Source organism: Mycobacterium sp. (assembly GCF_029961025.1).
Lineage (GTDB): Bacteria > Actinomycetota > Actinomycetes > Mycobacteriales > Mycobacteriaceae > Mycobacterium.
Map to the genome: position 1 here is coordinate 184351 of NZ_JASBVP010000007.1, position 18836 is coordinate 203186.

An 18836-nucleotide genomic window follows, 5' to 3' on the forward strand; every position below is an offset into this window, starting at 1 on the left:
CTCATGCCACCGAAGAAGGCAACCGCAGCGCCGAAGAAGGGCCAGAAGACCCGCAGGCGGGAAAAGAAGAATGTGCCGCACGGCGCCGCCCACATCAAGAGCACCTTCAATAACACGATCGTGACGATCACCGATCTTCAAGGCAATGTGATCGCCTGGGCATCATCGGGTCACGTGGGGTTTAAAGGCTCACGCAAATCGACCCCGTTCGCCGCTCAGCTGGCTGCGGAGAATGCCGCCCGCAAGGCGCAGGAGCATGGTGTCCGCAAGGTGGACGTATTCGTGAAGGGCCCGGGCTCGGGCCGCGAGACCGCGATCCGGTCGCTGCAGGCCGCCGGGCTGGAAGTCGGTTTGATCGCCGATGTCACCCCCCAGCCCCACAACGGCTGTCGCCCACCCAAGCGGCGGAGGGTCTAGTCAGGGTCTAGGAGGTAGAGAAGAATCGATGGCTCGTTACACGGGACCCGTCACCCGCAAATCGCGCCGACTGCGCACCGACCTCGTCGGTGGTTCCCAGGCGTTCGAGAAACGTCCCTATCCACCCGGTCAGCACGGGCGCGCCCGGATCAAAGAGAGCGAGTACCTGCTGCAGTTGCAGGAGAAGCAGAAGGCCCGCTTCACCTACGGCGTGATGGAAAAACAGTTTCGCCGCTACTACGAAGAAGCGAATCGCCAGGCCGGGAAGACGGGTGAGAGGCTGCTGCAGATTCTGGAAAGCCGGCTGGACAACGTGATCTACCGTGCCGGGTTGGCCCGTACCCGCCGGATGGCCCGCCAGCTCGTCAGCCACGGCCACTTCCTGGTCAACGGCGTGAAGGTCAATATCCCCAGCTACCGGGTCTCGCAGTATGACATCATCGACGTGCGGGACAAGTCATTAAACACCGTGCCGATGCAGATCGCGCGCGAGACCATGGGCGATCGCCCGATCCCGAGCTGGATGCAGGTCGTCGGGGATCGCCCGCGCATTTTGATCCACCAGCTGCCCGAGCGGGCACAGATCGACGTCCCACTCACCGAGCAGCTGATCGTCGAATACTACTCGAAGTAAACGTCCTGCACCGCCGGTGCGGGAACCTAAGCAGCATCAAATAGCGGGTGCTGAGAAGGAGAAGGAAACACATGCTGATCTCGCAGCGACCCACACTCTCTGAAGAGGTCATCAGCGATAACCGGTCCCAATTCATCATCGAACCGTTGGAACCCGGGTTTGGTTATACCCTTGGCAATTCGCTGCGTCGCACGCTGCTGTCGTCGATCCCCGGCGCGGCGGTCACAAGTATTCGCATCGACGGCGTGCTGCACGAGTTCACCACGGTTCCGGGGGTCAAAGAGGATGTCACCGACATCATCTTGAACCTCAAAGGTTTAGTGGTGTCTTCCGAGGAAGACGAACCGGTGACGATGTATCTGCGCAAGCAAGGCCCGGGCGAGGTCACCGCCGGTGATATCGTGCCGCCCGCCGGCGTCACCGTGCACAACCCCGAAATGCACATCGCGACGTTGAACGACAAGGGAAAGCTGGAAATTGAGTTGGTCGTCGAGCGCGGTCGGGGGTATGTCCCGGCGGTTCAGAACAAGGTGTCGGGAGCCGAAATCGGCCGCATCCCCATCGATTCCATCTATTCACCGGTGCTCAAGGTGACGTACAAGGTGGATGCCACCCGCGTTGAGCAGCGCACCGACTTCGACAAGCTGACCATCGACGTGGAGACCAAGAGCTCCATCACCCCGCGGGACGCATTGGCGTCGGCGGGTAAGACGCTGGTGGAATTATTCGGCCTGGCACGCGAACTCAATGTGGACGCGGAGGGCATCGAGATCGGGCCGTCGCCCGCGGAAGCCGACCATGTCGCGGCGTTTGCGCTGCCGATCGAGGACCTGGACCTCACCGTGCGCTCGTATAACTGTCTTAAACGTGAAGGGGTGCACACGGTCGGCGAGCTGGTGTCGCGCACCGAGTCTGACCTGCTGGATATCCGTAACTTCGGGCAGAAATCCATCGACGAGGTGAAGGTCAAGCTGCACCAGCTGGGGCTCTCGCTCAAGGACAGCCCGCCCAGTTTCGATCCGTCACAGGTGGCCGGTTACGACGCCGCCACGGGAACCTGGTCCAACAATAGCGGTTACGACGATCAGGACTACGCCGAAACCGAACAACTCTGATCGCCCCACGACCGCGCGGCCGTGGGGTACCCCACGTAAGGCCCGGGGAGAAGTGGGGCAACCAAGACCCAGCCCGCACTCAAGACAGGAGCATCACTCATGCCCAAGCCCACCAAGGGTCGTCGCCTCGGCGGGTCGTCGTCGCACCAGAAAGCGATGCTGGCCAATTTGGCCACGTCACTTTTCGAGCATGGCCGGATCAGGACCACCGAGCCCAAGGCCCGGGCGCTGCGGCCGTATGCCGAGAAGTTGATCACGCACGCCAAGAAGGGCACGCTGCACCACCGGCGTGAAGTGCTCAAGAAAATCCGCGACAAGGACGTGGTGCATACCTTGTTCGCCGAGATCGGTCCGTTCTTCGCCGACCGCGACGGCGGCTACACCCGGATCATCAAGGTCGAGCCGCGTCAGGGTGATAACGCCCCGATGGCCGTGATCGAGTTGGTGCGGCAGAAGACGGTCACCTCGGAGGCGAACCGGGCGCGTCGAGCGGCCGCCGCGCAGGCGAAGATCCCCAAGGCCGAGCCGCCGAAGGCCGCGGACCGGAAAGCCGAGACCCCGACGCCCCAGCCGACCGGGGGGGTGGCCGCCGAGACCGCCGGGGACGTCCTGGCCCCGGCCGAGAATGCCGAGGTCACCGGGTCACTGCCCGCCGAGGTGGAGACGCCCGGGCCGCAGGCCGGGGGAGAGAACGCTGACACGTCGCAGTGACTCCCCTTGGCGGCGGCTCGGCCGGCGTGCCCGCCACCGACGCCGGTGGCGGGCACGTTCGCCTGCGACTTGATATCGCTTACGACGGAACTGAATTCGCGGGCTGGGCAGCGCAGGCCGGGCAACGGACCGTGAGCGGCGTTCTTGATGGGGCACTGTCCACGGTGTTCCGGACTCCGGTGCGACTGCGAGCGGCCGCACGCACCGATGCCGGTGTGCACGCCACCGGCCAGGTGGCCCACGTCGATGTTCCCGTCGATGCGCTGTCGAACGTCTATCCGCGCTCACCCCGCCCAGCCGAACCGGAATTCCTGGCGCTGGTGCGGCGGCTGAGCAGATTCCTGCCCCCCGATGTCCGGGTCCGCCGCATCGTTCGGGCGCCGGCGGGTTTTGATTCGCGGTTTTCAGCACTGCGGCGGCACTATGTCTATCGATTGACGACGGCGCCCTTCGGGGCCGAGCCGCACCAGGCCCGCTACGTCACGGCCTGGCCGCGGGCCCTGGATGTCGATGCGATGGCAGCCGCGGCGCAGACCTTGCTGGGCCTGCATGACTTCGCGGCGTTTTGCCGCCCTCGTGCCGGTGCCACCACGATCCGGGAGCTGCAGCGGTTCGACTGGTCTCGTGACGGTGATCTGATCACCGCCTCGGTCACCGCGGATGCGTTCTGCTGGTCGATGGTGCGCTCGCTGGTCGGTGCGCTGCTGGCCGTCGGGGAGCACCGGCGCGCGGTCGGCTGGTGCCGCGATCTGCTCACCGCCACGCGGCGGTCGAGCGAGTTTGCGGTCGCGCCGGCGCAGGGCCTGACGCTGACGGGGGTGGACTATCCGGCGGACGGCGACCTGCCCGCGCGGGCCCGGATTACCCGCGATCTTCGGTCGCGTGCGGTGGATGCGCCGTCGCATCGGTGAAATTCCGGGCACGGCGGATCTGATGCGCACCGAAAGTGGGTTACCGCAGCTTGCCCGCCACGAAGTCGGCGGCCTGATCGACCAGGCCGGACGTGATGTACGCGTTGGCATCGTGCTGCGGCCAGTTGGCTGCCCAGCTGTTCGCGTCGGCCGGGTTGCAGACCGGATCAGCGCCGTGACACAAATCGATTGTCCGGTCGTTGTAGACGGGATTGAAATTCGTGATCGGTCCAACCCATTGGCTTCCGTTGCCGAACAGTGCGATCGCGGCGATGTGGGTGTCGTCTCCCGGCGGGAGGGGATTGTGGAAACCGAGCATCCGGTAGGGGACCGCGATCACCATGTCGGTGACCGCCGCGCCCAGCGAATAGCCGCCCAACACCAGGCGGGTGTTCGGGCAGTTGTTGATCATGGACTGAACGTGGCGGCTCATGTCGTCGGCACCGATATCGACTTCGGTGTCGGCGGGGTAGTGCACCGGATAGACACCGATGTCCCGGTTGACCTTGGAGCGCAACGCGCTGATGAACGCGGCACCGACCAACCCCACACCGGGCGGCTCCAACCGGCCCCGGGCAAACACCACCTCGGCATCGGGGCAGGATGCGGCGAAAGCCGTGGGCACCCGTAACCCCGGGAGCGCCGATATCGTGCTCGGCGCCGTCGCCAGTGCAGCGGCCAGCAACCCGGCCGCCGCAGACCTGGCCCAGCGGTGTGCGGTGCGTGACCGGCTAGCCGAAACCGATTGGGCCAGCATGGGGATCCGACGCGGCGGGTCCGGCGAGCGAAGCCTCATCGCCCGATGGTAGCGAACGGGTTGAGCGGTCGTGTTAATGGACAACGGTGGGTGCCGCGGCGACAGCGGATTCACCGGGCGTCGGCTCGGGGGGCTGGCCAGGCGTGACGGGCTGGCCGGGCGTGACGGGCTGGCCGGGCGTGACGGGCTGGATAGCCGAGAGCCGTGCCGCGACGAAGCGCGCCGCCTGGCTGGTGTACGCGGGTATATAGCCTTCGGTGTGCCCGCTCCACTCGTTGCCCTGACCCGCATGACAGATCGGATCGGTGGGGTTGCACAGGTCGATGGCCCGGGAGCCGAAGAGCGGACTTTGGGTTGTGATCGGCCCACCGGAGCGGTCGGCCACGTTGCCGAAAGTGACCACCGCCGCGATCATGTTGGCGTACTGGGCGGGCAGCGGGCTGCCCCAGCTAATGCCCCCGACGGGAACCCCGGTGACGATGTCGACAACCGATGCGCCCTGCGAGTATCCGCCCAGCACGAGTGGGGTGTTCGGACACTTGTCGGCCATGGACTCGATGTGGTTGATGGCGTCTTTCGCGCCGTCGTCGCCGTGCAGTTGAAGAAGACTGGCCTTGTAGTTCACCGCGTACACGCCGATGTTCTTGCCGGTGTCCTGACGGAGCGAGTCGACGAAGGCCTGCCCGACCCGTCCGATGCCGGGCGGCTCGTCGGTACCTCGGGCGAAGATCACCTCGGCATCCGGGCAGTCGCTGGCAACGGCGACCGGCCCGCTCGCCGGAATGGCACCGGGCAGGGCCCACAGCGCGCCGGCAGCCAGCAGTGCGCCGGCGCCCAGGCCCGCAACGCGACGGGCAAGCCGCACCCCCCGGGGGTCACCCGCTCGCCGGAAGCTTGCCCGATGGTTGTGCACGAAAAAATGCTACCGGGCGTCTGCGGGAAGCGCGTTACGGCCACCGGGGTTCGTTGGTGCCGATGAGGCCCGGTCCGCGATCGGTGCGTGCGCGGCCCGCCGTTGCTGTGGATCGATGACGGCGCCGTCGGCGCCCGCGGCCTAGGGTGAGGCTGCAGGGCTGCCGAGCGGGGGACGACAATGGCGCGCCGACCAACAACGCGATTGCAGGTCAGTGGTTACCGATTTCTGATGCGCCGGCTGGAGTGTGCCCTGCTGCGCAGGGATAGCTACCCGGTCGACGAACCTCTCCGCGCGCCGGCGGTGTCACTGATCACCGGGTGCGCACTGGCGGCCGTCGTCGCCACCGGGTGCGCCCTGCTTGCCGTCATCCGGCCGCAGCCGCTGTTGGGCCAGGAGCCGATTGTGATGGGCCAGCAGTCCGGAGCGCTGTACGTGCGACTGGGCGACACTTGGCATCCGGTGCTGAACCTGGCCTCGGCCCGGTTGATCGCGGCGGCAAATGTCGACCCGGCACCGGTGCCCGAAGCCGCGCTGCGCGGCACCAAACGCGGTTCGCTGCTGGGAATTCCGGGTGCCCCGCAGTTGCTGGGCCCGCCGCTCGCGGACCCCGTCTGGACAATCTGCGACACCCAAAGCGGGGCGTCTTCGGGTACGACGCTCATCGTCGGGCCCCGGGACGGGACGGTGACCCCGCAGTCCGCCCCCGAGCAGACCGTGCTGGTGACACCGGACTCCGGTTTATCGACCTACCTGCTCTACGGCGGACGACGGGCGATCGTGAACCTCTCCGACCGCGCGGTCGTCCGGGCACTGCGGCTGGAAGACGCCGTTCCGCACGCTGTTTCGTGGTCGCTGCTGCAGGCGGTGCCGGAGGTGCCGCCGATCACGGCTCCCCGGATTCCGGGTGCCGGCGGGCACGGACCGGGACCGCTGTCGGGGTTTGCGGTGGGCAGTGTAGTTGCCATCGCGCGCGCCGACGGCCAGGAGTACTACCTGGTGCTTCGCACCGGTGTCCAGCGCATCGGACGGGTCGCGGCCGATCTGATTCGTCTTGCCGCCTCTCCGGGTGCCGGCGCGATCATCGGGGTGGCGCCGGCCGTGATCGGTGCCGCCGCGCTCGTGAACACGCTGCCGGTATCGAGCTTCCCGGATCGGGCGTCACCGCCGCTGGCCGGGGATTTTTCCACGCTGTGTGCGACCTGGGTGTCGACCCGGGCGGACCGCACAGAGGTCTCGTTCCGCGCGGCGGGCACCCCGCCCGTCCCCGCCGGTCAGACGGCGGTGACCCTGTCGCAGGCCGACGGCGCCGGACCGGCCCTGGACCGCGTCTATCTTCCACCCGGCCGCAGCGCCTACGTGCGTGCCACCGGCCTGTCCGGGGATCACCCCCAGTCCGGCACCCGATACTTGGTAACCGACACCGGTGTTCGGTTCACCATCCACGACGACGACGCGGCGGGTGACCTCGGTCTTCCGTCGGCGGCGACCCCGGCACCCTGGCCGGTGTTGGCGACCCTGCCGTCCGGGCCCGATCTGGGCAGGGAAAACGCCTTAATCGCCTGGGATTCCGTTGCGGCCGGGCCGCTGCGCCGGCATCCCCGCCCGGCGGAGACGTCCCGGCCCAGCGGTAGCGGCGAGGACCACGACGAGTAGCGCCAGACAGGCCGCGGCGCCGGTGAACGCGGTGCTGCGGGCGCGACGGTCGGCTGGCCGGGGCGCGGGTGGCGGAGCGATCACCGTCGGCGCTTTGGCGGTGTCGGAACCGGCGTTCGGTGGCTGCGCATCGGTACTGACCGCCGCCAGGGGGTCGACAACGCCGTTGCCGACAACCGGATCCCAGCCGCCCGGCGGGTGATGTGCGGTGGTTTCGATGCGCTGCATCACTTGCCGTGCGGTCAACACCGGGAACCGGGCGCGGATCAGCGCCGCGAGTCCGGCGACGACCGGCGCGGCGTAACTGGTGCCCGACAGCGCCGCCACGCCCCCCGGTCCCGCAGCCGCATTGACCACGCCCTCGCCGGTGGGGCTAAGGGAGGTGACCGCCTCACCCGGGGCCGCGACGTCCACCCACGGTCCGGCGAGCGTGAACGACGATGGCGCGCCTGCGGTATTCACCGAACCGACACTCAGCACATAGTCGTCGTACCATGCCGGGCTGACCGCGACGGTGACCTCGTCCCAGGTCGCCGCCGACCGCTGAGGCGGGCATTGCGCGGTGCCGCCGGTGTTGCCGGCCGCGGCGACCACCACGACGTTCTTGACGTCGACCGCATAGGCCAGTGCGGCCCCGAGCGCCCGGTCGTCGAGCCCCGACGTGACCGCAACGCAGGCGACCGACGAGATGTTGATCACCGACGCGCCGAGATCAGCGGCCGTCCGCACGGCTTTCGCCATGGTCTCGACGTCGCCGACACCGGTGCTGGAGCGGTTGCCGAGCGGAGCGAACTTGGTGCTGGACTGGCGGATGCTGATGACGGTGGCCTCGGGAGCGACGCCGCTGAAGTCGCCGGACTTCGGCTCCGGCGCGGCCGCAACGATACCCGCCACCACGGTGCCGTGCCCGTCGCAGTCTCGGGTGCCGTCGCCGGTGAACACGTAGTCACCCCCGGCCACCAGATGCGGAAGCCGGCGATGCGCCGATACGCCGGTGTCGATAATCGCCACCCGCTGCCCCGACCCGCGCGTGAGCCGCCAAGCCTGCGGTAAGCCCAGACCGGAAAGCTGGCCGGGAGCGCCGCCGCGGCTCGCGCCGGAGTCGGCCACCAGCGCGGTGCACGGTTCCCGCTGCACGGTGGGCTCCGGCGGCGCCGGCGGCGCCGGCTCCGGCAACCGGCCGGGGTCGATCGGTGGTGGCGACACCGCCCGCGCCGCCGGGGTGACCCCCGGCGACAGCAACGCCAGCGCCACCACCAGCACCAACCGCAGCACAGGGGACGCCGACACGTTCACCTCAGGTTCACGAGGTTCAGTTCGCGGGCGGCGTCGTAGCCGCCGCATATCCAGCACACCACCGGCACCAGCGCCGCCAGCAGCAGATACTCGACCAGCTCAACCCCGCGGCGCCCGACGGGGGAGATCCCGATCGCCGGTGCGATAAGCGCCACGCACAGCGGGAACCCGGCGAACATCACGGTCGCCGCGCCGATCCACACCGCGTGCTGCGGGAAACCGGCCGCCGCCCCGACGAGGGTGATGCCGATCGTGACCAGCGCGCCGGCGAGCAGCACCAGGATGCGCCGGAGGTCGACCTGGGCGCGGGCGCGCAGCAAGAGCGCCGCGCCAACCAGGCCGGCGAACACAACGCCGCCGAAACGCGGTGTTGGCGGGTAAACCGCGCCGACCACGATGGCGCCCGTAGCGGCCGCCGCCGAGCACGCCGCCGTCAGGCTGGTCAGCCAGTTGTCTGCATGGATCGCTTTGGCGCCCAAAGACTCCGGATCCGGTGCCGGCGTCGCCGGGTCGCCGGGGCAGGGCAGCCGGGGCGTCAGGCCGGCCAGCTTGATCGATACCCGCGCGGCCGCCTCGAGCAGGCCCAGCGCTACCACCGCCGATATCGAGCCGATCGCCGCCGGCCGGGCCCCGATCAGGATTTCGGCCAGCGCGGTGAGGGCGATGAGAACCGCGAAACCCGCGATTGCGGTCAGTGTGACGGTGCCGCAGCCCGTCGCCCGGATCGTGGCGACGGCGGCCACCGTCGCGGTCAGCGCGGCCAGCAGCACGTTGGGGGCCCCCGGGTCGCCGGGTACCGCGACAAACCCGGCAACCGCGGAGAATCCGGCGGCCAGCAGGCCGAGCGTCAGCACGGCACCCGGGTGCCGGCGTGCCCGCCGCGCCCACGCCGCGCCCAGCACCCCCGCAGCGCCGGCCGTCGCCGCGACGGCAACCGCGGCACCGGCGCCTGCGCGGTTGTCGGCTGCAAACGAGTGCCGCAGCAACACCAGCGCGCCGCTGCCCGCCAGCCAGCCCGCCGAGACGACGGCGGTGAGCAAACCCGCCCGACGGGTCCACGGGTGTGCCGCCGTCTCGAGCGTGGTGCGCAGTGCCTGGGCGGTGTCGTCGAACCGCGGGGCGGGCAACTCGATTGTGCGCCGGGTCAGCAGGAGAACGGCGCCGTCGCGGATGCCGTTCTGCGCCAATGTTGCCGAAGCATCCAGCGCGGGTAGGCCCGGCCGGGACAGCTGGTACCCCGCTGTCGCCTCGCCGCCCGGACCGCTGCCGCGGCCGTCGCCGCCCGCCAGGATATCGACGATCGCGGGTATCAGCACCGCCACCGGCACCGCGGCGGGCAGCGCCAGGTCGGCGTGAAGCGCATCGGCGTACACCGAGACCCGGCGCAGACAGCGATCGGATTCCGACACCCGGGACCCCCTTTGACCGAAGACTCGTATCGGCACGTTAAGCGGTAGCGCCCGGCGATGCGCCCGCTGATCCACAACCGGCTTGCGGCCCGGGGGCGTCCCGCTTACGGTGCCCCGATGACGCATCGCGACACCGGCGCAGCGACGACGGGGTTCCTGCCGGCGCCGCGGCGGGTGCCACCGGCGGTCGCGAGCGGCGAGATCGCGGTTGCGCCACCCCCGGCGCTCCCGCGCTCGTCACGAGCCGGTGTGCCGGCCCGCCTGCTCCCGGTCATCACGGCCCTCGCGACGGTGGTCATGACGACCGCGTTCTGGCGCACCGGTTCCACCGGCGCGCATAACCCGATGTATCTGGCGTTCCCGGTGATGATGCTGGTCTCGGTGGGCCTGAGCGCCGCGGCCGGACGTGATCGCGGGCGCGGCGGCGACATCGCCGCCGACCGCGCCGACTACCTCGACTACCTGAACGGGCTGCGCGACTCCGTCACCGAGACCGCCGCCGCGCAGCGCTCGTCGCTGAACCGGTGTCATCCCGACCCGGGCTCGCTGTGGACGTTGATCGGCGGGTGCCGGATGTGGGAGCGCCGCGACTGCGACCCCGACTTTTGTCATGTCCGCGTCGGGGTGGGAACCCGGCAACTTGCCACCCCGCTGGTGCCGCCATCACCCGGGCCGGCGGACCGAACGGATCCGGTCACCGCCGCGGCGCTGCGCCGCTTCATCGACACGCACGCGACGATCGCGCAGGCTCCGCTCACGGTCGCGCTGCGCGAACTGGCCGTCGTGGCGGTGGACGGCGACCCGTCGCCGGCGCGTGGACTTCTGCGCGCGGTGCTCTGCGAGCTTGCCGTGCTGCACCCCCCGGACCGGTTGCTGATCATCGCCGTGATCGGCGACCCCGAGCGAATCTACTGGGATTGGCTGAAGTGGTTGCCGCACAACCGAAATACGTATGCCACCGATGCGGTGGGCGCCGCCCGGATGAGCTACTCGTGCGCGGCCGAGGCCGAAGGCGCGATCAAGCACCTGCAGCGGTGCCGGCCCCCCGGGACGGCGGTACCGCACCTGGTGCTGCTCGTCGACGGGGTCCACTGCGATGAGCGCCTCACCTCCCGCGGGATCACCGGCCTGACCATCCTGGAGGTCGGCAGCGGGTGCCAACCGGCGGGCGCCGGGGGTCTGCGGCTGTGCGTAGCCGCGGAAACACTGGTCATCGGGGGTGAGGGCGAACCGGTCGGCCGGCCGGACCGGATGGATCTCCTCGACGCGCTGGTGTGCGCCCGCCGGCTGGCCGGGTACCGGTTGGCCGGGCCGGGCACCGCCGGCGCCCGGCACGACGGGCGCTGGCAGGATCTCCTCGGCATCGGCGACGTCGCCGCATTCGATCCGACCGCGCTGTGGCGCAACCGCCACCACGGGGATCGGCTGCGTGTTCCCATCGGCACCACCGCTGCCGGCACGGCGGTGGAACTCGACATCAAAGAGCCCGCCGAAAACGGCATGGGCCCGCACGGGCTGTGCATCGGCGCTACCGGGTCAGGTAAATCGGAGTTTTTACGCACCGTCGCGCTGGGCATGATGGCCCGCAACTCCCCTGAGGTCTTGAACCTGGTGCTGGTGGACTTCAAGGGCGGTGCGACGTTCCTCGGCCTGGACGGGGCGCCCCACGTCGCCGCCATCATCACCAACCTGTGTGACGAGGCGCCGTTGGTGGCCCGCATGCGCGATGCACTGACCGGCGAGCTGAACCGCCGTCAAGAGTTGCTGCGAGCGGCGGGCAATTTCGTGAGCGTCACCGCCTACACCCGGGCGCGCGGCCCCGGCTGCCGGTTGGCCGCGCTGCCGGCGCTGCTCATCATCGTCGACGAGTTCTCCGAACTGCTCAGCCAGCACCCTGACTTCGCCGACGTGTTCGTGGCGATCGGGCGGCTGGGACGGTCTTTGGGGATGCACCTGCTGCTGGCCAGTCAGCGACTCGACGAGGGCAGGCTGCGCGGGCTGGAATCGCACCTGTCCTACCGGGTGTGCCTGAAAACCCTTTCCGCCAACGAGTCCCGGATCGTCCTTGGAACCCAGGACGCCTATCAGCTGCCGAACACGCCCGGTGCCGCCTGGCTGCGGACGGCGACGGGAGAACTGATCCGCTTTCAGAGCACGTTCGTCTCCGGACCCTGCCCGACGGCCCCGAGCGCGGCCACCGGTTGCGCGCAGACCGCGGTGTACCGGTTCGGCGCGACGCCGGCCGGGCGGGTCAGATTCCAGTCACCCGCACGCGCCGACGGCGGTGCGACGCCCGAGCGCACCGTGTTGCGGGCGGTCATCGATCGGCTGGCCGGGCATGGGCCGCCCGCGCACGAGGTGTGGCTGCCGCCGCTCGGGGCGGCACCGGCGCTGGACCGGGTGCTGCGCGAGGCCGCGGCTGCGACCGCTGAGTCAAGCCCCGAGCGGCTGGCCGTGGCGATCGGGGTCGTCGATCACCCCTTCGAGCAGCGCCGGGCCCCGCTGATCGTCGACTTGTCCGGGGCCGCAGGCAATGTGGCGGTGGTGGGTGCACCCCGATCGGGGAAGTCGACCGCGTTGCGCACCCTGATCACCGCGCTCTGCGCCACCCATGACCCCGACCGGGTGCAGTTCTACTGCCTGGACTTTGGCGGGGGGACGCTGGCCGCGGTGCGGGCATTGCCGCAGGTGGGGTCGGTGGCCGGCAGGGCCGAGCCGCAGCTGGCCCGGCGCATGATCGCCGAGCTGGAGTCGGTGGTTCGCGAGCGGGAAGCCGTGTTGCGTGACCCCGGCCGGGACCCGATCGGCCGGGATCCCCGGCAGCGGGCGGGGCAAACCGATGCCGGGTGCCGTGCCGACGTTTTTCTGGTCGTCGACGGCTGGGCGAGGCTGTGTCACGAGTTCGACACCCTCGAGGGCCCGATCACCGCCCTTGCGGCCCAAGGACTGTCGTTTGGCGTGCACGTGGTGTTGTCGGCGACCCGGTGGGCGGAGATCAGGCCCGCCCTCAAAGACCAGATCGGCACCCGAATCGAGTTGCGACTGGGCGACCCCGCGGAGTCCGAGCTGGACCGCAAGCAGGCGCGGCTGGTTCCCCCTGATCGCCCGGGCCGGGGGCTGTCCCGCGAGGGGCTGCAGATGGTGATCGCCCTGCCCAGGCTGGACGGGGTGTCGTCGGACGCCGGATTGGCCGGGGCCGTCGCCGAGGCCGGCGAGTTGCTGCGCCGCCGCTACGGACGGTCCGTCGCCCCGCCGATACCGCTGCTGCCCGCGCGGGTGGACCGGGACGGCCTCCTCGCGCGGGCGGGTAAGAGGCTGCGGCCCCACATTCTGCTGGGCGTGGAGGACCGCCGGCTGCAGCCGGTCCCCGTGGATTTCGCGCGGTGTTCGCATCTGCTGATCCTGGGCGAGAACGGCTGCGGCAAGACCAGCGCCTTGCGGTTGCTGTGCCGCGAAATCGTGCGAACCACCACCGCGGCGCACGCACAACTGCTCATCATCGATTACCGGCGCACCCTGCTCGGCGTCGTGGAATCGGATCACCTTGGCGGCCATGCGATATCAGCGCCGGCGCTGGATACGTTGCTGCCCGGTCTGCTCGAACTGCTGCGCCGGCGGTTGCCGCCGCCGAACGCCACACCGGCGCAATTGCGAACCGCATCCTGGTGGTCGGGCCCACAGCTGTATGTCGTCGTCGACGATTACGATCTGGTCGCCACGACCGCCGGTAACCCGCTGGCACCGCTCATCGAATACCTGCCGTACGCCAGAGATGTCGGCCTGCATGTGGTGGTGGCCCGGCGCAGCGGGGGTGCAGCGCGCGCCGTGTTCGAGCCGCTGCTTGCCGGCTTGCGCGATTTCGGCTGCGGGGGGTTGATTATGAGCGGCCGGCCGGAGGAGGGACCGCTGATCGGGTCCGTGGGTCCGGTACCACTGCCACCGGGGCGCGGCATCCTGGTCACCGGCGGGGGTGACCAGCAGGTGGTGCAGGTGGCCTGGAGCCCCCCGGCGTGAGCCCCCACCGCGCGATCGTCGAGACGGGCCCCGGAGGGATACGCCGATTGTGTTGCGGCACAGCCACCGTCGACAGCGATATGGCCGGCATCGCGCTGGAGGCACTGGATGACACGGTCGCCCTGGTCGACGAGCGCCCGGTTGCCGTCGCCTCGTTGTGGCGCACGGTGCTGGGGTCGCTGGACTTAGGGAACCCGGAAACCCACAACGACGTGGTCCTCGTCTACCCATCGTGGTGGTCGCCGTCGCGGGTTGCCGTGCTCACCGCCGCTGCCGGGGTTTTCGCCGGCAAGGTCGAGGCCCACCGCAGGTGCTGGCTGCTCGCCGGGGGGGCCACCACGGGGCGACCGGCGGTGGTCGTGGAGATCGCCGAACGGCTGGTGATGGTGACCGGCGCCCAGCGCGTTGCCGAGCCCCGCCGCGGATCCCCCAGAGGCATCGCCGAGCGGATTGCGCGGGTGGTCGCGGAACTGACCGGGGGTTCGGGCGCGACCGTGTTGATCGACGCCCCGGGCACGATCAGCGGGGCGGCGGAGTTGGCGGCGATGGTGGCCACGGCGGTGCGCCTCAACGGCTCCGGCGTGACCGTGGCGGTGGTTGACGACCGTCGGCTGCGACGGCTTGCCCTCAGGAAGGGTTCGGCCGCGTCGGATCCGCCCGCACCCCCTTCCGCGGAACGCGCGTACGGTGCCGGGTTGCGGCACCGCAAGCGGCGCCCGGCGCGGGTTCTGCCGGCGGGTCTCGCGCTGGCCGCCGCGCTGGCGGCGCTCACGGTCGGGAACCAGCGTGCGCCGGTCACCGGGAGAACACCGACGACGTTTCTGGTAACCGAGCGGATCGCGCTGACGGTTCCCGCGGCGTGGGGGGTGCAGCGGGTCGACGCCGGGCCCGGCCCGGCACGCATTGAGCTCACCTCCCCGTCGGACCCGGAGGCGGCGCTGCACGTCACGCAATCGCCGGTCGGGGAGAACACCCTGCGCGCCACCGCAGAATCACTGAAACACGCCCTGGATGCGCAACCTCCCGGCGTCTTCGTCGACTTCGACCCGGCCGGGCAGAGTGCCGGGCGGCCCGCTGTGACCTACCGTGAAGTGCGCTCCGCGCATGACATCCGGTGGACGGTGGTGCTCGACGAGGGGATCCGCATCGGTGTCGGATGTCAAAGCCGGCGCGGCGGTGAGGAGGCCATGCGCGGGGTGTGCGAGCAGGCGGTGCGCTCCGCCCGCGCGGTGCAGCGAGCAACCAAGTAAAACCGAAGTAAAACCAATGAACCGGAAAAATCGGGAACCGAACGAAAGGCCCCGTAGTCGTACTTGTTGTGAGCACATCGGCAGTGACCAACACGCTTAACACCGACTTGGACTTGATGCGCTCCGTCGCTGCCATGACGGACGCCCGTAACGAGGAAATCCGGGCGATGCTGCAGGCATTCATCGGCCGGATGAGCAGCGTGCCACCGTCGGTGTGGGGTGGGCTCGCAGCTACCCGGTTCAAAGCGGTGATAGAGCGCTGGAACACGGAGTCCCTCAAGCTGCACCAAGCCCTGCACACCATCGCCGAGACCATCCGCCACAACGAGGCCGCGTTGCGCCAGGCCGGCGAGATCCATGCCCATCGCATCGCCGTGTCCGGCCAGACCCTGTGAGCGGGGCACCGATGGATCCCGTGTTGTCGTACAACTTCGACGAGATCGAGTACTCCGTTCGTCAAGAGATCCACGCCACCTCGGCCCGGCTCAACGCCGCGCTGGAGCAGCTGAGGTCTCAGATCGCGCCCTTGCAGGAACTCTGGACGCGAGAGGCCGGCGCCGCCTACCGGGCCGAGCAACTCAGGTGGCATCAAGCGGCCGGGGCGCTCAACGAGATCCTGGTCAACCTCGGCAACGCGGTCCGAGACGGCGCTGAGGACATGGCCGGTACGGATCGCCGGGCGGCCGGAAGCTGGTTGGGGTAGGGGCCGGATGCCGCGTCGGTAATCGGGCCGCGGCCCAGCCCGCTGGATGAAGCCTCTGGGGGAAACCCCTGTGTGGTCCCGACGGAGGAGAGCCGTCGGGACCACACAGTCGGGTGCGCACCCCTCGGCAGGAGTTTTGACCTGCGCGGATGCCCGCCGGTAAGCTGTCCGGTTGGCGTGCGGTACGCCGTGCGGTGTGCAGGGGCCCGGGTCAACGTCGGTCGCCGGGAGCAATCCCCGCCGTCCACGCCGGACCGGCACCCGGGGTGCGATACCGGGATCGATCCAGCTCCCGAAAGACGGGCTCGCAGAGAAAGTGGGGTAAGCGCTTTGCCTACGTACACGCCGAAGGCCGGTGACACCACGCGGTCGTGGTATGTCATCGACGCCACGGACGTGGTGCTCGGCCGCCTTGCCGTCGCCGCGGCCACCTTGCTGCGCGGCAAGCACAAGCCGACCTTCACACCCAACGTCGACGGCGGTGATTTCGTCATCGTCGTCAATGCCGCCAAGGTCGCCCTCAGCGGCGATAAACTGCGGAAGAAACTGGCCTACCGCCACTCCGGTTACCCCGGCGGCTTGCACTGGCGCAGCATCGGTGAGCTGATGGCCAAACACCCTGATCGGGTGGTCGAGAAAGCGATCGCCGGCATGCTGCCCAAGAACAAGCTCGGCCGGCAGATCAAGCGCAAGCTGCGTGTCTATGCCGGCCCCGAGCATCCCCACATCGCCCAGCGACCGGTTCCGTTCGAGATCAGGCAGGTGAGGCAATGACACAGACCGCTGAGACCGAGGCCGGTGCGCCCGCGGAGGCTGCCACCGGCGCGGCGCAGCAGCGGGAAGCCCCCGCCTCCTTTGTTTTCGAGCGTCCGATCCAGACCGTCGGCCGTCGCAAGGAAGCCGTCGTGCGGGTGCGGCTGGTTCCCGGCACCGGCAAGTTCGACCTCGACGGTCGCAGTCTGGAGGACTACTTTCCCAACAAGGTCCATCAGCAGCTCATCAAAGCCCCGCTGGTCACCGTCGACCGGCTGAACAGCTTCGATATCTACGCCCATCTCAACGGCGGCGGGCCCTCCGGCCAGGCCGGCGCGCTGCGCCTCGCCATTGCCCGGGCGTTGATCCTGGTTTCGCCCGAGGATCGGCCCGCGCTGAAGAAGGCGGGATTTCTCACCCGGGACCCGCGGTCGACCGAACGCAAGAAGTACGGTCTGAAAAAAGCCCGCAAGGCGCCGCAGTACAGCAAGCGCTGACATTCGTCGGGCGGGCGCCCCGTGTCACCATGCGGAATCGCCGGCCGGCGGGTCCGCCGACAGCTTCGCCACGGGGATGCGGTGTGTCGCCGGTGAGAGGTGTGTTCGCATGGGTCGACTGTTCGGCACCGACGGTGTCCGCGGAATCGCCAACCGCGAGCTGACCGCCGAGCTGGCGCTCGGCCTGGGCGGCGCCGCGGCTCGCAGACTGGCCAGCCCGGATCCCGGTCGACGGAAGGTCGCGGTGGTCGGCCGTGATCCGCGGGCCAGCGGCGAGATGCTGGAGGCCGCGGTGATCGCCGGGTTGACCAGCGAGGGTGTCGACGCGCTGCGGGTCGGTGTGCTGCCCACCCCCGCGGTGGCCTACCTGACCCGCTGCTATGCCGCCGACTTCGGGGTGATGATCTCCGCGTCGCACAACCCGATGCCGGACAACGGGATCAAGATTTTCGGCCCGGGCGGGCACAAACTCGACGATGCCACCGAAGACCAGATCGAGGATCTGCTGGCCTCAGGACCCGGTCTGCGGGCCGTCGGCGCGGGAATCGGGCGCGTCATCGACGCCGGGGACGCGATCGATCGCTACCTCGGCCAGCTGGTCACCGCCTGCCCGACACGCCTCGACAGACTGACCGTGGTCGTCGACTGCGCCCACGGGGCGGCGTCGGTGGCGGCCCCGCGCGCCTACCGCGCGGCCGGTGCGCGGGTCATTGCGATCAATGCCCGCCCCGACGGACTCAACATCAACGAGGGGTGCGGGTCCACGCATTTGGATCCGCTGCGCGCGGCGGTGCTGGCCCACGGCGCCGATCTGGGGCTCGCGCACGACGGGGACGCCGACCGCTGCCTGGCGGTCGACGCCGAGGGGGAGGTTGTCGACGGCGACCACATCATGGCGGTGCTGGCGCTGGCGATGCGGGAGGCCGGCGAGCTGGCCCGCGACACCCTGGTGGCCACCGTGATGAGCAACCTCGGGCTGCACCTGGCTATGCGCTCGGTGGGGATCACCGTGCGCACCACCGACGTCGGTGACCGCTACGTTTTGGAGGCGTTGCGCGCCGGGGACTACAGCCTCGGCGGCGAGCAATCCGGGCATATCGTGATGCCCGCGCTGGCCACCACCGGTGACGGTATCCTCACCGGCTTGCGGTTGATGTCGCGGATGGCGCAGACCGGGTCGTCACTTGCGAGCCTGGCGTCGGCGATGCACGCACTGCCGCAGGTGCTGGTCAACGTCGAGGTCACCGACAAAGCCACCGCCGTCGCCGCGGCGCCGGTCCGCGCCGCGGTACGGCAGGCCGAGGCCGAGCTTGGTGACACCGGGCGAATCCTGGTGCGCCCCTCGGGAACCGAACAGCTCATCCGGGTCATGGTGGAAGCGGCCGACGAACGTGTGGCACGGCGGCTGGCGAGCCGGGTCGCCGAGTCGGTGCGGGTGTCGAGCTGAGCCGCCCGAATGGAACCGCGGCGCGGGGCCGGGCGTCGTAGCAGTTATGGGATATCGGGACACGGCCAGTATCGACGTCGCGGCGGTGCGGGCACTCGCCGGGCGTTTCCAGGCCACCGCGGAGATCCTCGACGAGGTGGCACGAAACCATTTGGCGTGTTTGACTTTCGGCGGGGCGGCGGCGGGGCGGGCACACAGCGCCCGCGGGGACGCGCTGCGCACCGCGCTGATGCGGTGGGCCGCCGAGGTGTCGCAGTGGTCGCTGGCGACCGGTGAGATCGCCAGGGCGTTGCGGGCCAGCGCGGACCGGTACGCCGACGCCGAACTGCGCGCCGCGTCCGGGATCGGCTGAC

18 protein-coding genes are annotated in these 18836 nt (G+C 69.7%); 14 read left to right on the forward strand and 4 right to left on the reverse strand.

Translation table 11 applies throughout. The features are described 5' to 3' along the window. The first annotated feature begins 3 nt into the window (after positions 1-3). From rpsK to truA, 5 genes are all read left to right on the forward strand, one after another. On the forward strand, positions 4-417 hold the full coding sequence (gene rpsK / locus QJR12_RS10580; RefSeq protein ID WP_213442212.1) for a 30S ribosomal protein S11: 414 nt from the start codon (positions 4-6) through the stop codon (positions 415-417). A gap of 28 nt (positions 418-445) precedes the next feature. After that, positions 446-1051, forward strand: a complete 606-nt coding sequence (rpsD, locus tag QJR12_RS10585) for a 30S ribosomal protein S4 (RefSeq protein WP_300581721.1) — start codon at positions 446-448, stop codon at positions 1049-1051. 71 nt (positions 1052-1122) lie between these two features. Next, positions 1123-2166 (forward strand): DNA-directed RNA polymerase subunit alpha, encoded by a 1044-nt coding sequence (locus QJR12_RS10590; protein WP_300581724.1) that lies wholly within the window; start codon positions 1123-1125, stop codon positions 2164-2166. A gap of 99 nt (positions 2167-2265) precedes the next feature. Next, positions 2266-2877, forward strand: a complete 612-nt coding sequence (gene rplQ, locus QJR12_RS10595) for a 50S ribosomal protein L17 (RefSeq protein ID WP_300581727.1) — start codon at positions 2266-2268, stop codon at positions 2875-2877. Then, positions 2874-3788, forward strand: coding sequence for a tRNA pseudouridine(38-40) synthase TruA (gene truA / locus QJR12_RS10600; RefSeq protein WP_300581730.1), 915 nt, complete (start codon positions 2874-2876; stop codon positions 3786-3788). Before rplQ ends, truA begins: the two co-directional genes overlap by 4 nt. 40 nt (positions 3789-3828) lie before the next feature. On the opposite strand, the gene QJR12_RS10605 is transcribed toward truA, so the two are convergent. Together QJR12_RS10605 and QJR12_RS10610 are read right to left on the reverse strand one after the other, a co-directional pair. Further along, complete coding sequence (locus tag QJR12_RS10605; RefSeq protein ID WP_300582413.1) at positions 3829-4545, reverse strand: cutinase family protein; 717 nt, start codon at positions 4543-4545, stop codon at positions 3829-3831. 73 nt (positions 4546-4618) lie between these two features. Next, positions 4619-5383 carry a cutinase family protein gene (locus tag QJR12_RS10610; RefSeq protein WP_300582415.1) on the reverse strand — a complete coding sequence of 255 codons (765 nt, stop codon included), beginning with the start codon at positions 5381-5383 and terminating at the stop codon, positions 4619-4621. A 255-nt stretch (positions 5384-5638) separates the two neighbouring features. On the opposite strand from QJR12_RS10610, the gene eccB reads away from it, so the two are divergent. Beyond that, positions 5639-7114 (forward strand): type VII secretion protein EccB, encoded by a 1476-nt coding sequence (gene eccB / locus QJR12_RS10615; protein WP_300581733.1) that lies wholly within the window; start codon positions 5639-5641, stop codon positions 7112-7114. Here eccB and mycP read toward each other — a convergent pair. Together mycP and eccD are read right to left on the reverse strand one after the other, a co-directional pair. Then, the gene (gene mycP / locus QJR12_RS10620) at positions 7013-8404 is read right to left on the reverse strand and encodes a type VII secretion-associated serine protease mycosin (RefSeq protein WP_300581735.1); all 1392 of its coding nucleotides are present in this window, start codon (positions 8402-8404) and stop codon (positions 7013-7015) included. The two genes, eccB and mycP, sit on opposite strands and share 102 nt — an antisense overlap. 2 nt (positions 8405-8406) lie before the next feature. Further along, positions 8407-9819 (reverse strand): type VII secretion integral membrane protein EccD, encoded by a 1413-nt coding sequence (gene eccD / locus QJR12_RS10625; protein ID WP_300581737.1) that lies wholly within the window; start codon positions 9817-9819, stop codon positions 8407-8409. Between the two features lie 117 nt (positions 9820-9936). Between eccD and eccCa the strand changes: the two genes are divergently transcribed. The 8 genes from eccCa (at position 9937) to QJR12_RS10665 (ending at position 18835) form a co-directional block, all read left to right on the forward strand. Then, positions 9937-13833 carry a type VII secretion protein EccCa gene (gene eccCa / locus QJR12_RS10630; RefSeq protein WP_300581739.1) on the forward strand — a complete coding sequence of 1299 codons (3897 nt, stop codon included), beginning with the start codon at positions 9937-9939 and terminating at the stop codon, positions 13831-13833. Continuing rightward, positions 13830-15083 (forward strand): type VII secretion-associated protein, encoded by a 1254-nt coding sequence (locus QJR12_RS10635; protein ID WP_300581741.1) that lies wholly within the window; start codon positions 13830-13832, stop codon positions 15081-15083. Before eccCa ends, QJR12_RS10635 begins: the two co-directional genes overlap by 4 nt. Before the next feature lie 68 nt (positions 15084-15151). After that, positions 15152-15478, forward strand: coding sequence for a WXG100 family type VII secretion target (locus QJR12_RS10640; RefSeq protein WP_300581743.1), 327 nt, complete (start codon positions 15152-15154; stop codon positions 15476-15478). A gap of 11 nt (positions 15479-15489) precedes the next feature. Then, a complete protein-coding gene (locus QJR12_RS10645) occupies positions 15490-15786 on the forward strand; it encodes a WXG100 family type VII secretion target (protein WP_300581746.1) in 297 nt (98 codons plus the stop codon). A gap of 330 nt (positions 15787-16116) precedes the next feature. Further along, entirely contained in the window at positions 16117-16560 is a 444-nt protein-coding gene (rplM, locus tag QJR12_RS10650) for a 50S ribosomal protein L13 (RefSeq protein WP_300581749.1), read from the forward strand. After that, positions 16557-17036 carry a 30S ribosomal protein S9 gene (gene rpsI, locus QJR12_RS10655; protein ID WP_300581751.1) on the forward strand — a complete coding sequence of 160 codons (480 nt, stop codon included), beginning with the start codon at positions 16557-16559 and terminating at the stop codon, positions 17034-17036. The genes rplM and rpsI overlap by 4 nt, the downstream gene beginning before the upstream one ends. 109 nt (positions 17037-17145) lie before the next feature. Continuing rightward, a complete protein-coding gene (gene glmM, locus QJR12_RS10660) occupies positions 17146-18483 on the forward strand; it encodes a phosphoglucosamine mutase (RefSeq protein WP_300581754.1) in 1338 nt (445 codons plus the stop codon). Positions 18484-18529: 46 nt separating this feature from the next. After that, positions 18530-18835: a type VII secretion target gene (locus QJR12_RS10665; RefSeq protein ID WP_300581756.1), complete on the forward strand. Its 306-nt coding sequence runs from the start codon at positions 18530-18532 to the stop codon at positions 18833-18835. Position 18836 lies beyond the last annotated feature (1 nt).

Excerpts from the sequence above, each read along its gene's own strand:
- rpsK (WP_213442212.1), top strand. The coding sequence starts at position 4 with ATGCCACCGAAGAAGGCAACCGCAGCGCCGAAGAAGGGCCAGAAGACC.
- rpsD (WP_300581721.1), top strand. The coding sequence starts at position 446 with ATGGCTCGTTACACGGGACCCGTCACCCGCAAATCGCGCCGACTGCGC.
- QJR12_RS10590 (WP_300581724.1), top strand. The coding sequence starts at position 1,123 with ATGCTGATCTCGCAGCGACCCACACTCTCTGAAGAGGTCATCAGCGAT.
- rplQ (WP_300581727.1), top strand. The coding sequence starts at position 2,266 with ATGCCCAAGCCCACCAAGGGTCGTCGCCTCGGCGGGTCGTCGTCGCAC.
- QJR12_RS10605 (WP_300582413.1), bottom strand. The coding sequence starts at position 4,545 with ATGCTGGCCCAATCGGTTTCGGCTAGCCGGTCACGCACCGCACACCGC.
- eccB (WP_300581733.1), top strand. The coding sequence starts at position 5,639 with ATGGCGCGCCGACCAACAACGCGATTGCAGGTCAGTGGTTACCGATTT.
- eccCa (WP_300581739.1), top strand. The coding sequence starts at position 9,937 with ATGACGCATCGCGACACCGGCGCAGCGACGACGGGGTTCCTGCCGGCG.
- QJR12_RS10645 (WP_300581746.1), top strand. The coding sequence starts at position 15,490 with ATGGATCCCGTGTTGTCGTACAACTTCGACGAGATCGAGTACTCCGTT.
- rpsI (WP_300581751.1), top strand. The coding sequence starts at position 16,557 with ATGACACAGACCGCTGAGACCGAGGCCGGTGCGCCCGCGGAGGCTGCC.
- glmM (WP_300581754.1), top strand. The coding sequence starts at position 17,146 with ATGGGTCGACTGTTCGGCACCGACGGTGTCCGCGGAATCGCCAACCGC.
- QJR12_RS10665 (WP_300581756.1), top strand. The coding sequence starts at position 18,530 with ATGGGATATCGGGACACGGCCAGTATCGACGTCGCGGCGGTGCGGGCA.